Source organism: Leisingera sp. ANG-S5, assembly GCF_000813925.1.
In the GTDB taxonomy this organism is placed as follows: Bacteria; Pseudomonadota; Alphaproteobacteria; order Rhodobacterales; family Rhodobacteraceae; genus Leisingera.
Genome location: NZ_JWLH01000011.1, coordinates 1 through 13,794, shown reverse-complemented (window position 1 = coordinate 13,794; position 13,794 = coordinate 1). Strand labels below are relative to the sequence as shown.

At 63.0% G+C, this 13,794-nt stretch carries 12 protein-coding genes; 3 read left to right on the top strand and 9 right to left on the bottom strand.

Translation table 11 applies throughout. From position 1 onward, the window contains the following. Window positions 1-12: 12 nt before the first annotated feature. The 7 genes from RA25_RS17005 to RA25_RS16975 all read right to left on the bottom strand — a co-directional run bounded on the left by RA25_RS17005 (window position 13) and on the right by RA25_RS16975 (window position 8,913). Window positions 13-1,584, bottom strand: a complete 1,572-nt coding sequence (locus RA25_RS17005; RefSeq protein ID WP_039173990.1) for a trimethylamine methyltransferase family protein — start codon at window positions 1,582-1,584, stop codon at window positions 13-15. 72 nt (window positions 1,585-1,656) lie between these two features. Next, on the bottom strand, window positions 1,657-2,856 hold the full coding sequence (locus tag RA25_RS17000) for an aromatic ring-hydroxylating oxygenase subunit alpha (protein WP_039173988.1): 1,200 nt from the start codon (window positions 2,854-2,856) through the stop codon (window positions 1,657-1,659). After that, window positions 2,856-4,931 carry an oxidoreductase gene (locus tag RA25_RS16995; protein WP_082023095.1) on the bottom strand — a complete coding sequence of 692 codons (2,076 nt, stop codon included), beginning with the start codon at window positions 4,929-4,931 and terminating at the stop codon, window positions 2,856-2,858. Before RA25_RS16995 ends, RA25_RS17000 begins: the two co-directional genes overlap by 1 nt. A gap of 76 nt (window positions 4,932-5,007) precedes the next feature. Further along, on the bottom strand, window positions 5,008-6,066 hold the full coding sequence (locus tag RA25_RS16990; protein ID WP_039174139.1) for an ABC transporter substrate-binding protein: 1,059 nt from the start codon (window positions 6,064-6,066) through the stop codon (window positions 5,008-5,010). 20 nt (window positions 6,067-6,086) lie between these two features. Beyond that, on the bottom strand, window positions 6,087-7,187 hold the full coding sequence (locus RA25_RS16985; RefSeq protein WP_082023099.1) for an ABC transporter ATP-binding protein: 1,101 nt from the start codon (window positions 7,185-7,187) through the stop codon (window positions 6,087-6,089). A 14-nt stretch (window positions 7,188-7,201) separates the two neighbouring features. Beyond that, complete coding sequence (locus tag RA25_RS16980) at window positions 7,202-8,017, bottom strand: ABC transporter permease (protein ID WP_039174137.1); 816 nt, start codon at window positions 8,015-8,017, stop codon at window positions 7,202-7,204. Between the two features lie 32 nt (window positions 8,018-8,049). Beyond that, window positions 8,050-8,913, bottom strand: a complete 864-nt coding sequence (locus RA25_RS16975; protein ID WP_039173987.1) for an ABC transporter permease — start codon at window positions 8,911-8,913, stop codon at window positions 8,050-8,052. A gap of 238 nt (window positions 8,914-9,151) precedes the next feature. Here RA25_RS16975 and RA25_RS16970 point away from each other — a divergent pair, with 238 nt between their 5' ends. Then, window positions 9,152-9,838: a TetR family transcriptional regulator C-terminal domain-containing protein gene (locus RA25_RS16970; RefSeq protein WP_039173986.1), complete on the top strand. Its 687-nt coding sequence runs from the start codon at window positions 9,152-9,154 to the stop codon at window positions 9,836-9,838. Here the strand turns inward: RA25_RS16970 and RA25_RS16965 are convergent. Together RA25_RS16965 and speB are read right to left on the bottom strand one after the other, a co-directional pair. Beyond that, window positions 9,827-10,912, bottom strand: coding sequence for an extracellular solute-binding protein (locus tag RA25_RS16965; protein ID WP_039173984.1), 1,086 nt, complete (start codon window positions 10,910-10,912; stop codon window positions 9,827-9,829). The genes RA25_RS16970 and RA25_RS16965 overlap by 12 nt on opposite strands. Before the next feature lie 25 nt (window positions 10,913-10,937). Next, the gene (gene speB, locus RA25_RS16960; protein WP_039173982.1) at window positions 10,938-11,909 is read right to left on the bottom strand and encodes an agmatinase; all 972 of its coding nucleotides are present in this window, start codon (window positions 11,907-11,909) and stop codon (window positions 10,938-10,940) included. 98 nt (window positions 11,910-12,007) lie between these two features. Between speB and RA25_RS16955 the strand changes: the two genes are divergently transcribed. Together RA25_RS16955 and RA25_RS16950 are read left to right on the top strand one after the other, a co-directional pair. Then, window positions 12,008-12,805 carry a helix-turn-helix transcriptional regulator gene (locus RA25_RS16955; protein WP_039173980.1) on the top strand — a complete coding sequence of 266 codons (798 nt, stop codon included), beginning with the start codon at window positions 12,008-12,010 and terminating at the stop codon, window positions 12,803-12,805. Between the two features lie 191 nt (window positions 12,806-12,996). Next, on the top strand, window positions 12,997-13,770 hold the full coding sequence (locus RA25_RS16950) for an inositol monophosphatase family protein (RefSeq protein WP_039173978.1): 774 nt from the start codon (window positions 12,997-12,999) through the stop codon (window positions 13,768-13,770). Window positions 13,771-13,794 lie beyond the last annotated feature (24 nt).

Here is a 13,794-nt window from a genome sequence, read left to right as displayed (position 1 = left end):
CGGCCCCCGGCATCATCTGCCGGGGCGCATCATCTCCGGCGGCAGTTTGACGGGGAACTTGGCGCGGACCTCCGCGTCGAGCTTGCTGCCGAAGTAATTCGGATAGTGCTCACCCAGGATCCTGTCCGACACCTCGCGGGCGCGGTCGAACATGGTCTGCTTGCCCGCCTTCTCCCAGGTATCCGTCAGTTCCCGGTCCATCAGGTCGGGATAGACATATTCCGTCTCCATATACTGCAGCGTCTGGGTGTTGCCGAGGAAATGGCCCGGTCCGGTGGCGCAGTCGTGGATCACATCGACCGAGAGGGTGTCATCGCTGACCTCGATCCCGCGCAGGGTACGGGAGATCATGCCTGCGGCCTCGTTGTCGATCACCATCGACTCGAAGGAGCAGCCCATCAGCGAGCCGACCATGCCGCCGAACTCGCAAAGGCGGTTGGCGCCGGCGTGGGCGGCAAGGCTGAAGGTCAGCGCCTTTTCCAGCCCGTACTGGGCGTCGGGGATCTTGGAATCGGTCATGCCGCAGCCCACGGACGTGGGCAGGTTGTAGAAATTACCCATCTGGATCGCGGCCGCGCCGATCAGCGCCTGCTCACCGGAACCGCCGGTGAATGAACCGGTGCGCAGATCGGTGATGAAGGGCCAGGCGGCAAACACCACCGGCGTGCCGGGATTGATCAGGTTGACGATGGCGACGCAGGAAAGGGTTTCGGCCACCGCCTGCGCCAGGGTGCCCGCCAGCGGGGCAGGGGAGGTCGCACCGGCCTGCGGCGGCACCGCCAGATCGCAGGTGAGGCCCAGCTTGGCGGTGTCGATCATGATCTCCAGATTCTCGCGCCCCAGCCGCAGCGGCGAGACAATCGGGCAGCCCCCGAAAATTACCGAGGGTTTTTGCAGGAATTTCCCCTCGCCGCCCGAAGCAATATCGAACATCTCGATCGCCGGCTTGATGTGGGAGCGGTCGCGGAAGGTGAGGCAGGACGGCTTCTCGCTGCCCGCCAGGATGGAATAGAGCATCGACATGTCGTGCTCGAAATCCTGCGGCACATCGGTGCCAAGCACGGTGTCGCCGGTCATGTGAATATTATCTAGCCGGTCCACCAGCCGGGTGAAGTCATAAACGTCGCGGATGATGGAGGGGCGGTAGCTACGGCTGGCGGCGTCAAAGGTCGTCACCGCAGTTCCGGAGTTGGCGTAATAGACCTTGTCCTTGGTGCAGTGCATGTCGTCCTTGCCGGCGCGGCTGCCCCGGGCGTGGACGTAGAATTCATTGGCCGCACCGGCCAGCAGGTCCTCCATCAGCGCGCGCGGAAAGCAGAGGCGGCCGTGTTCGCTAAGGATGGCGCCCTTGGGCAGCACCAGATCCAGCAGTTCCTCTGTCGGGTCGCCGATGCCGGTGCGTTCCAGAATGGTCAGCGCTGCATGGTGGATCTTCTGCATGTCCGCATCGGACAGAGGCCGGTAGCGGCCGCCGGAAAGTCCGGGCCAGATCGCCTGGCTGGCTGAGGGTTGGGTGCGGGCCGCGGCGCGGGCATCGCGGCCGCCGCTGCGGCGGCGGGTTCGGGTCTTGGTGACGTCAACCATATAGCGGTCTCCGGGATGGGGTCAGGGCAGGCCGCGGGCGCGGCCTGCAGTAGAGATTGGGGCCTTGATGGCTCAGATCATGTTGAAATAGCTGCGGTAAAAGCCGGGCAGGCTCCATTCCATCTCGGACAACGGGCCGGGCGCAAAACGGTGCGAATTCACGCCCTCCTGATTGTGGCGGATGATCCGCTCATCATCGAGCGAGGTGACGTGCCACAGCCAAGTAAGGGCTTCCTTGTCATAATCGCGCCCTTCTTCGGCATCGCCGCGCACGTACCAGGCAATCTGAATGTCGGTTTCCTGCAACCCGCGGGGAACAAAGCGGTAGCCCACCAGATGGTCGGCATAGATCAGAAAGTAGTTCAGCGTGCCGATGGCCAGATCGGTGGCCCCGCCGTCATGGCCGCTGAGTGCCCCAAGCGGCGGCGCCAGCGGTTCGCCATCCTTGCTGCCGGTCTGGTAGCCGGGGAACAGCGGATAGCGGCGCCAATAGACGTCCGATCCCGGCGCCTGTGCATTGGGACCGGTCAGGTCCAGTTCCTCCACCGGCAAGCCGATGGAGGCGGAGCGTTCACGCAAATCCGCGCCGTATTTCTCCACATCCGCCGGATCCTTCAGCGAGTGGCTGCGGGAATAGTCCTGATGCGAGGGGGCGCAGTGGTAGCATTCCAGGTAATTTTCCAGCGCCAGTTTCCAGTTGGCAGGCACCGGATAGGAGGCCTCATGCGCCAGTTTCAGGTTTTCCAGTCCCATCGGCGCCGACAGCGGTGCCAAACGGTCTAGGCTGTCCGCCAGCGGCGGCGGGTTTTCATCGGCGCAGATGAAGATCAGCCCCTGGAAAATCTGCACCTGCACCGGGAACAGCCCGTATTCGGCGGGGTCGAAATCCGGCCCCATGGCGCGGCCGCCGCGCAGTTTCCCGTCGAGGCCGAAGGTCCAGGCGTGATAGGGGCAGGAGAACACCCGCGCGGTGCCCTGTTTTTCCAAACACACGCGAGAGCCGCGGTGGCGGCAGACATTCAGATGGGCGCGTACCTCGCCTTCGCGGTCGCGCACCACGATCACCGACTCCGGGCCGTAGTCGAACAGGAAATAGTCGCCAGGCTCCGAAATCTGGCTGACGTGGCCAACCCAGATCCAGTTGCGGTTCCAGAACATCTTGATGTCGTGGTCATAGACCGCTTCCGAGGTGTAGAAATGCCGGTCTAGCGCAAAACCCTCGCGGTGGCTCTCCATCAGCTCGCGCATCACTTGCAGGTCGTCTTTAGGCATCATGCGCCTCCCATGTCTTCGAGGGAAATCAGTTCACGGCGGAACCAGTCGGCGTCTGCCGCCGCCGGGTCGCGTTCAAAGTTGCGGGCCGCCAGGTGGCCGGCAAAGACCGCATCGGCAATCAGACCGGGGGAGGCGGCATCGCCGAACAGCTCCAGTGTTGTGAAACTGTCCGCGTGGTTTGCTTTCAGCTCATCAAACAGCGCGGTGTCGCGCTGGCGGGAGGTGACCATCAGCAGGCTGGCGCAATCCACACGGCGGGTGCGGCTGGTGTAGACGCAGGACAGGTCTGCACCGGCAGCATCCGCTGATTGCAGGGAATGCAGCGGAATGATCTCTACGCCCGCTTCCAGCAGTTCCGCCTGCACCCGGTGCTGTTCCAGAGTCAGATCAGTGAAGGCCGAGGCGATGGCGCCAGGCGTCGCCAGCACCACCTTGCGGCCTGTCGCGGCCAGATGGCTGGCCAGCACCCCGCCGATGTAGCCCTGATCGTCGTCATACAGCAGCACCGGGCCATTGTCTGGCGGCAGGGTGCCTTCCATCACGTCGTCGGGGGTGAACACGGAGATGCCCTTGATCTCCAGGGGCAGCTGCGACGTGCGCCCGCGCCCGTCGCGGTGCCAGCTGCTGCCTGTGGCAAGGAAGACATTGGGGATGCCAAGTTCTGCAACATCAGCAGCGCCGAGTTTGCTGCCGGTGAACATCTGAACATTGCCGCGCTGCTGCAGGTCCCACAGGCGGTTGTCGGTAACCCGTTTCCAGGCGGACAAGCCTTTCAGCTTGCTTTCCTTCAGCACCCGCCCACCGAATTCCTCTGCCGCTTCTGCCAGTGTCACCTGATAGCCGCGCCTGGCGAGCTGCATGGCGCATTCCAGGCCAGCGGGGCCGGAGCCGACAACCAGCGCGGCCTCTTCCTGCTGCTTAGGGGCGATCTGCTCGGGATGCCATTTGCGCCGCCATTCCTCGCCCATCGTGGGGTTCTGGGTGCAGCGGATCGGGACGCCCAGATTGTCGGCAGAGACACAGATATTGCAGCCAATGCATTCGCGGATTTCCTCGATCCGGCCTTCCTCGATCTTCTTGGGCAGGAAGGGGTCGGCAATGGAGGGGCGGGCGGCACCGATCAGGTCCAGCACACCCTTGGAGACCAAGGACGTCATCAGGTCGGGGGAGGTGAACCGCCCGACGCCCACCACAGGTTTATTCGTCACCTGCTTCACGAAATCGGTGTAGGGAATCTGATAGCCATCCTCGGGCTGAAACCGGGTGGTCATACTGTCGTTGCTCCAGTCGGCGACATTCACGTCCCAGAGGTCGGGCAGATCCGCCAGCATTTCCACCACCGCGCGGCCTTCCTCGCTGGCCTGCATGCCATCGGCGCCCATCATCTGGTCAACGGCAAAGCGGAAGGCGACAGCGCAGTGGCCATCCAGCACCTCGCGGGTGTCCTCCAGCAGTTCGCGGGTCAGGCGGACGCGGTTTTCGAGGCTGCCGCCGTATTCATCGCTGCGGGTGTTGTACTGGGGCAGCAGGAAGTGATGCGGCAGCGTCATCTGGTGGCCGGCGTAGACATAGACGATGTCAAAGCCTGCCTCCTTTGCGCGCAGCGCCGCTTCCCGGTGCCAGCGGCGCAGGTCGCGGATGTCCTGCTTGTCCATGGCACGGGCCTGCTTCGGGTAGGCTAGGTCAATCGGCCGGTCCGTGACTCCCAGCGCCGGGGCGCGGGTCAGGTGGTTGGTGGCGTGGTGGCCGTTGTGGGCCAGCTGGATTGCCGCCAGCGCCCCCTTGGCGTGGACCTGTTCCGTCATCAGCCGCAGTGCAGGGATATCGTGCTTGTCCCACAGCCGGTGCTCTGCATAGGGACCCAAGTCAGAGGTGGGATGTATCTCTGTCTCCTGGGTCGAGACCACGGACCAGCCGCCCTCCGCCTTCATCGCGCGCACCGCGGCCTCTGCCTGCGGGCGGACATGGCCCAGCCCGGTGCAATGCGGCACCTGGAAAAAGCGGTTGCGGGTCGTGACGGGGCCGATCTTCACCGGCTCGAACAGAATGGAATACCCATTTGCGCCTGGCATGCTGGCACATCCTTTTGTGTCTTGATTGTTTGGTTTTGGTGGGGCGGCGGGCGTCAGCGCCCACCGCTTGCGGCGATCAGAACCCAGCCTTGATGCGCTCGAATTCCTTGAGCATCCGGCCTTCCAGTTCCGGGTTGACTGCATCGAAGAACAGGCTGCCCTCGAAGAACTTGTCGACATCGGCAAAGCCGTAGGTTTCGATCAGGCTCTGATCCGCGGATTTGAAGGCATCGGCATTGGCGTGGGCATAGCCCCAGTTCTCGATGATGTATTTGCCGCTGGCCTCGGCGCTCAGCGCGTTCAGCATGTCATAGACCTGCTCGTCGCTCTGGGTCGAAGAGTTCAGATGCACATAGCCGCAGACCCAGGTGGCGATGCCCTTGTCCACGTCGCGCATCATCTTGGCCGGCGTCTCGTTCCAGATCAGGTTCAGCTCCGACTGGTTCCAGCCCCAGCCCATCAGCACCTCTCCGCTGGCGATGGCCTGGTCCAGCTGGCCCGCGTCGGACCAGTAGAACCGCACATTCGGGTGGATCTGGCGCAGGAAGTCGGAGGCTTTCTGGAACTCCTCGTCCGACATGTCGGTATAGCTGGAGGCGCCGGTCGCCAGCGCTGCCATCGCATAGGCCGAGGATGCGGCGTCGGGGATGGCGATCTTGCCCTGATAGGCGGGGTCACCCAGCAGCTGCAGCGAGACCGCGCCCTCGTCGATCTGGTCGGTGCGGTAGATCAGCCCGGTGTTGCCCCATTCAAAGGGCACCATATAAGTCTGGCCGTCGATGGTGACGCCGTCCACATCCTTGATCTGCGGCAGCAGGCTGTCCCAGTTGCTGATTTTCGAGGTGTCGATCGGCTTCAAGAGCCCCGCTGCCACCCATTTGCGCAGCCCGTCGGTGCAGGGGTGGGCGAGGTCGGCGGCAAAACCCGATTGCAGCTTGGTGAAGGCCTCCTCGACGCTGCCGAAATAGGTGTAGCTGGGCGCGCCGCCGTATTTGGCGACGTAATCGCCGTAAAATCCCTGATCCTCGTAGCCGGACCAGTCAAAGACCGACAGGCTGGCGGCGTCGGCGGATGCGATGCCCGCCGAGGCGGTCAAAGCCGTGGCCGCGGCCAGTACCGTTTTGAAGTGTTTCATCATTCTTCCTCCCTTTATTCTCATGCCTCGCGGGCGCCGAGGTCGATGACAGAGGCGTTCTGCACCCCCAGCCAGACCGGATCGCCCTGCTTGTGGTCAACCGTGTGGAAGTAATTCGGCACCGATACCGCGATGGGCTGCGGCAGGCCGTCGGCGGTGACGTGGTAATGGACGTTCTCGCCGTAAAAGGCGGCATTGCTGACGGTGCCCTGCAGATAGCCGTCATAGCCGTCGGGCTTCTGCGCCGATATTTCCAGCTGTTCGGGACGGATGCCTGCCAGCAGCTGCGGCCCGCGCCGCGCCACGTTGGGGTTCACGTCGATGGACAGCGGGCCGAAGCCCCGCACATCGGCGTGCAGTTTGCCATTGACCTCTCCGGTGACAGCCGCATCCAGGAAGTTCATGCCGCCGATAAAGGCCGCAACCTCCTGGCTGCAGGGGCGGGCATAGAGCACCTCGGGCTTGTCGACCTGCTTGAGCTGGCCCTTGAACATTACGCCGATGCGGTCGGACATGGTCATCGCCTCGTACTGGTCGTGGGTGACCATGACGAAGGTGATGCCCAGTTTCTGCTGCAGGCGCCGCATTTCGAACTGCATCGCCTCGCGCAGGTTCTTGTCGAGCGCCGACAGCGGCTCGTCCAGCAGCAAAACCTTGGGCCGCATCACCAGTGCGCGGGCCAAGGCCACCCGCTGGCGCTGGCCGCCGGACAGCTCCGTCGCCTTGCGCGATTGCAACCCGCCCAGCTCCACCATTTCCAGCGCCTCGGCGACGCGTTCTTCGGCCTCTGCTTTGCCCAGCTTCAGCTTGCGCAGGCCAAAGGCGACGTTATCGCCGACGTTCAGATGCGGGAAGATCGCATAGGACTGGAACACCATGTTGGTGGGCCGTTTGTTGGCCGGGATATGGGCCATGTCTTGGCCGCCGATGCGGATGGTGCCGGCGTCGTGGTCCTGGAAGCCCGCGATCATCCTGAGCGCGGTGGTCTTGCCGCAGCCGGAGGGTCCGAGCAGGGAAAAGAACTCGCCCTCCTTAAGCGTCAGGTTCAGGTCGCGCACCGCGGTGAAGGTGCCGAACCGTTTCTCTACCCCGGAGATTTCGATGATGTTCTGAGTGGTCATCTGCGTATCCTTCATCAGGCGGACTTGGCGGAGCGGCGGCGGAAGTATTCGGCGGTCAGGAGCAGCAGCACCGAGGCGAGCAGCAGCAAGGAGCCAAGCGCCAGCGTGTTCGGCAGCTTGGCCGGGAAGCGGATCTGGCTCCAGATATAGACCGGCAGCGTGGGCTGGTTGCCGGACAGAAAGAAGGCCAGCACAAACTCGTCAAACGAAACGGTGAAGGTGACCAGCAGGCTGGCAACAATCCCCGGCGCCACGATCGGCAGGGTCACCCGGCGGAAGGTGCCAATGACGCTCTCGCCGAGGTCAAAGGCGGCTTCCTCCAGCGACTGGTCAAAGTCGTCGAAAGCCGATTTCATGATTGAGACAGCAAAGGGCAGCGCGACGAAGACATGGCCCAGGATCACCGTCGTCAGCGACGGCTTCAGCCCCAGCGAGATGAACAGTACCAGCATCGAGGACGCCACGATGATGCCCGGAATGACCAAGGGCAGCATCACCAGACCCTCCGACAGCTCACGCCCCTTGAAGCGGTAGCGGACATAGGCGCGGGCCGCGAACAGTCCCAGCGAGGTGGCCACCAGCGCGGTCACCGCGCCGACAATCAGCGAGTTCACCATTGCCTGCAAGAGCGTGTCCTGCTCGTCCAGCTGGGCGTACCATTTCAGGGTGAAGCCCTTCATCGGGAAGGCCACGATGGTGCCGTCGTTGAAAGAGAACAGCGGCAGCAGCAGCACCGGCAGATACAGGAAAATCAGGTAGCCGATGGCATAGGCCAGCAGCCAGGGGAAGCGGAGGGGTCTGCGCCGGGACTTGCTGGCAGCAGCGCTCAACGGCTTGTTCAGGGGTTCGCTTACCGGAGTGCTCAACGGATCCTCCTCCCCAGTGCGGTGGCCAGGATGACAAACAGGATGGCGACAAAACCGACAGAGGCCATTGCCACCAGCGACAGCGTCGCGCCAAGCGGCCAGTTGTTGGCCGGGCCGAACTGCACCTGGATCAGGTTCGCCACCATCTTGCCCTGCGAGCCGCCGACCAGCGACGGGGTGACGTAGTCGCCCACGGTCGGGATGAATATGATCAGGCTGGCGGCGATGATGCCCGGCACGGTCAGCGGCAGGGTGACACGGATGAACCGCTCCAGCTTATTGAGACCCAGGTCGGTAGCCGCCTCCAGCAGCGAGCGGTCGATCTTTTGCAGCGAGACATAGATCGGCAGGATCGCAAAAGGCGCCCAGGCATGGGCCAGGGTCAGCACCACGGCGAATTCATTGTACAGAAGGAAGGTCAGCGGCTCTGTGATCAGCCCCAATGAGATCAACGCCGAGTTCATCACCCCGTTGAAGCCGAGGATCAGTTTCCAGCTGAACACCCGCAGCAGGTAGCTGGACCAGAACGGGATGGTGATCAGCAGCAGCCACAGGGTTTTCTTCTGGGTGCGGAAAGCGATGAAATAGGCGATCGGATAGGCCAGCGCCACGGTCGCCGCCGTCACCGCCCCGGCAATCAGGATCGAGCGCAGCATCAGATGCCGCACCAGCGGGTCGGTGGCGGCCTCCAGGTAGTTGGCCCAGGTCAGCGTCTTGTCGATCTCGACATAGGTCTGAGTCCAGAAGCTGTAGGCCACCAGGATCCCCAGCGGCGCAGCCACCAGAAGCCCCACATAAAGCGAAGCGGGCGCGCTGAGCGCCAGGCCTTTTCCAGCCTCGGTTCTGAGAAATCCGGCCATGTGTCTCCGTAGCATCCAGGGTTTCGGTGGGCGCCGCCATTAAAAATGGACAATCGTCCATCAAAATCTGACGGCTGGCAGGGGGTTCTGTCAACAGGATTTTGTAAAAAATGTACAAACGTCCATTTTTGCTGGAGAAACTATCCGGCTTGTGCCTAAACTGGGCAGGCGGCATCGCTTGCCGCACAGGATTGAACCGCGTAACAGCGGTGGAAACGACCAGAATCCAAGGGGAAAGATGGCCGGAAAACGGGAACAGAATCGCGAGCAGAACCGCCTCGCCCTGATAGGCGCGGTGCTGGATTCGGTGGCGGAAAAGGGGATTTCCGAAACCTCTGTCAGCGAAATCATCCAGCGCGCCGGCCTGTCGCGCGGCATGATCCACCTGCATTTCGGCGGCAAGGACAACCTGGTTCAGGCCGCGGCGCATCATTCCTCGGAAGAATATTACGACGGGCTTGAGGCGCTGCTGCAGACCGCTGGCGACAGCCCGCAGGAGCGGATCGAGATGATCGTGCGCGGCGACCTCAGCGAGCGGGTGCTGAACCAGCGCAACGTCAACATCTGGTACGCCTTCCGCGGCGAATCCCGCAATCGCACGGCCATTGCCGAGCATTCGGACACCCGTGACGGACGCCTGCGCGGCATGATCCACAACGCCTTTTCCCGGATTGTGCGCGAGGCCGGAACACCGGATGCCTCCGGTGCTGCGCGCGATGCCACCCATGGCACGCTGGCACTGCTTGAGGGCATGTGGACCGACTTCCTGCTACACCCTGACCGGTTCGACCGAGGGGAGGCCGCGCGGATCATATTCCGCTTTCTGGCTGCGATGTTCCCGGCGCATTTCTCGCTTGAAGGGGCGGTCCAACCCCAGCCGTCGAAGGGGGCCGCACCCGCAGCCCCCGCAGCGTCAGATTCCTGACTTCACCTTGGTCCAGGCCCGGGTGCGCTGGCGCAGGGCCTTGGCGCCCAGGCTCTTGTCCGGGAACAGGCGGGCGAGGGTGGCCGCATCCGGGTAGATCCCCGGATCGGACAGCACCTCCGTCAGCACATGGGCGTCCGCCGCCGCATTTGCATTGGCAAAGAACACGGCATTGGAAACCCCGGCAATCACCTCGGGCTGCAGCATGTAGTCGATAAAGGCATAAGCAGCGTCCACATTGGGCGCATCTTCCGGGATCGCCATCAGGTCGATCCACATCAGGGTGCCCTCCTTCGGGATCGAATAAAGCACTTCGACGCCATTCCCCGCCTCCGCCGCGCGGGCCTGGGCGATGCCTGCGTCACCGGAATACATCACCGCCAGGCAGACATTGCCAGCGGGCAGGTCGGTCGAAGGTTTCTGATTGTTGAAATAGCTGACGTTCTCCGCTGCAGCGGCCAGAAGCTCCTGCGCCCTAGCGATGTCCGCCTTGTCCTCGGAATAGGGATCGGCGCCGAGGTAGTTCAGGGCCACTGAAAGCATTTCCACCGGCGAATCCAGCACTCCGATGCCGCAGTCCTGCAGCCTGGCAGCATTGGCCGGGTCGAACAGCAGGTCCCAGCTGTCGACAGGGATGTCCCCCAGCCGCTCCACCACCAGCGCCGGGTTGTAGGCGATGCCGATGGTCCCCCAGGTATAGGGCACGCCCAGCTGCCGCCCGCCCGGCACCTGGTCAAGCGAAGCCAGGATTTCAGGGCGCAGGTTGCCGTAGTTTTTCAGCCGCGCGGTGTCGACCGGATGCAGTGCTCCCGCCTGCAGCTGCCGTTCGGCGTTGGAGGCGGCGGGAAACACCACGTCGTAACCCGAGCCGCCCGCCAGCATCTTGGTTTCCAGCACTTCGTTGCTGTCGAAGTAATCCAGCGTGACCCTGGTTCCGGTTGCCTCCTCGTAACCGGAAATGGTGGTTTCGCCGAAATAGTCCGCCCAATTGTAGATCGCCAGATCGCCGGCAGAGGCTGGCGCCGCCAGGGCGGCGGCCAGCAAGGTTGCAGTCATGATATTGTTATTGATCATTGTTTCCTCCCTGTTGTGCGCTGCCTCAGCGCTGGCCGGAGGGCCCGGCAGCGTAGAGGCAGAGCAGATCGTTGGCGATGGTGGCCGCCGCGATGGCGGTGATTTCAGAGATGTCATAGGCCGGGGCGACCTCGACCACGTCCATGCCCACCACGTCGGTGCCTGCCAATCCGCGGATAATCTCCTGTGCCTGATAGGGCGACAGGCCGCCGATCACAGGCGTGCCGGTGCCGGGGGCAGAGGCAGGTTCCAGCGCGTCGATGTCAAAGGTTACATAGGTCTTGTGGTTGCCGACGATGCCACGGATCTTTTCCGCCACCGCTTCAGGCCCAGTCTTCTGCACCTCGATGGCGTCAATGATGTTCATGCCCAGCGGGTCGGGATTGTGGGTGCGGATGCCAACCTGAACAGAGCGGGACGGGTCCACCAGCCCCTCGCGGATGGCGTGCCACAGCATGGTGCCATGGTCGATGCGGCCTTCCTCATCCGCCCAAGTGTCGGAATGGGCATCGAACTGGATCAGGCTCAGCGGCCCGTGCTTTTCCACATGCGCCTGCAGCAGCGGATAGGTGATGAAATGGTCGCCGCCGATTGACAAGAGCGCCGTATCGGTTTCGAGAATATCCCTTGCCGCCTGAGCAATTTCACCTGGGACCTTGTGCGGATAGCCATAGTCAAACTCGCAGTCGCCGTAATCGACCACGCGCAGCACCTCATAAGGGTCAACCTTCCACGGCCAGGGTGCCGACCAGGCGATATGACTGGAGCCTGAGCGCACCGCCCGCGGCCCCAGCCGGGTGCCGGACCGGCTGGACACCGACAAGTCGAAGGGCACCCCCATCACCGCGACATCGGCGCTGCTGAGGTCACGCGAATAACGCCGCCGCATGAAGCTGAGCGCGCCGGCATAGCTGGCCTCGGCCACCACGCCGCGGTCGCTCTCGCGGGTAAAGGCCAGATCGCCCTGCACGGGGTTCACGCTGGAGGAATCGGTCATGTGGGTCTCCGTCATGTTGAAAATTCATTTGGACCCAGTTTGACTTTCGCGATTATGTCCGCAAACTTGGCCAAAGATATATATCTTTGGGTATAGGCATGAGTGGCACTACCTTCCCGCCGCTGCCCGCTGGCTGGGCCAAGGCGATGACGGCGCTGGCGGAATCCATCGCAACGGAGCGCTTTCCCGGCGCGCTGCGGCTGATCCTGTCGCAATGCTGCAGCTTTGATTCGATGGTCATCTCGCATTACGCGGGCGCGCAGCCGCCGGTGCCGCTGTATCAGGATCTAGATGAGCTGCAGGCAGCGATCACGGTGGAGTTCTACGCCAGCGGCCCCTATCTGCTGGACCCGCTTTACCAGGCCTGCCGCAACGGCTGCAGCCCCGGCGCCTACCGGCTGATGGACCTGGCGCCGGAGGCGTTCTACCGCTCCGAATACTACCGTGCATTCTATCGCAAGATCAGCATCAGCGACGAGATCGGTATCCTGGTGCGGGACGGGGCAGAGCGCTGGTTTATTGTTTCGCTGGCACGGTTTGCCCGCCAACAGAGATTTGAGGCAGCAGACACGGAACGGCTGAATGCAGTTTTCACGCTGATTGCTGCAGCCATCCGGCGCCAGTGGGGTCAAAGCGAAGACACCACCGCGGCCCATCAGCCTGCGGATTGGGAGGACCGGATGCAGACCTTCGGCACCGGTGTGCTCAGCCCGCGTGAGCGGGAGGTCGTGCAGCTGATCCTGCAGGGCCATTCAACCCCCTCCGCCGCCGCCTATCTCGGCATTGCCGAAGGCACAGTGAAGGTCCACCGCCACCACGCCTATTCCAAACTGGGCATCGCTTCGCAGGCGGAGCTGTTTTCGATGGCCACAAGGCATCTGGCGGGTGCCGGGTAGCCCGATCCAGGCTCATCAAACCCGCAAAATCCCAAAAGCTGCGCAGAAAACGCACTTTCTCGGTGCGAAACTTTGGTTTTTCGGTCATTTTTTGGGATATTATGTTGACGAAACCCACATTTTTACAAATTCTGGCGGTGAATCCGGTCGCAGAGCCAACGTCTCCGGCCTCAGGAAGGAAAGCCGCAACGATGCTCACCACAGAAACCCATGCTGACCACGCCATGAGGATCGCTGGGATCGCCGCGGAGGCCGCGCGCGGCTACTTCCGCGGCCGCCTGGGGATTGAGTTCAAGGCAGATGAAAGCCCTGTCACCCAAGCCGACAAGGCGGTCGAGAGCGAGGTACGCGCCTATCTGGAGCAGCACTTCCCGGACCACGGCATCTTTGGCGAGGAGCACGGCTTTGCAGGCTCGGATCGCTCGGAGGTCTGGATCATCGACCCGATCGACGGCACCCGCTCGTTCCTGTCGGGGCATCCGCTATTCGGTTTCCTGCTGGGTTTCCTGCAGGGCGGCAGGCCGCAGCTTGGAGTGATTGGCATGCCTGCACTGGGCGAAACCTATCTCGGGGTGCGCGGCCAGGGCGCGACGCTGAATGGTGCGCCCATCCGCGTGTCGGGGCAGACCCGGATGGACCAAGCGGTCCTCTATGTGAATGAAGGCGACAAGATCCACCGCGATCATCCAGAGCTGTTCAACCGGCTGATGCAGGCGGGCCAGACCCGGCGTTTCGCCTATGACTGCTACCCGCATGCACTGCTGGCGGCCGGGCATGTGGATGCGGTGATCGACTATGACCTTCAGCCTTATGACTATCTGCCCGTATCGGCAGTGGTCGAGGCCGCGGGAGGGATGATCACCGATTGGAACGGCCAGCCGCTGGATCTGGCATCTGATGGCAGGGTGGTTGCGGCAGCTACGCCTGCGCTGCACGCCGAGATGCTGGCGCTGATCAAAGGATAACCATATGGCAATACTGACTTTTCT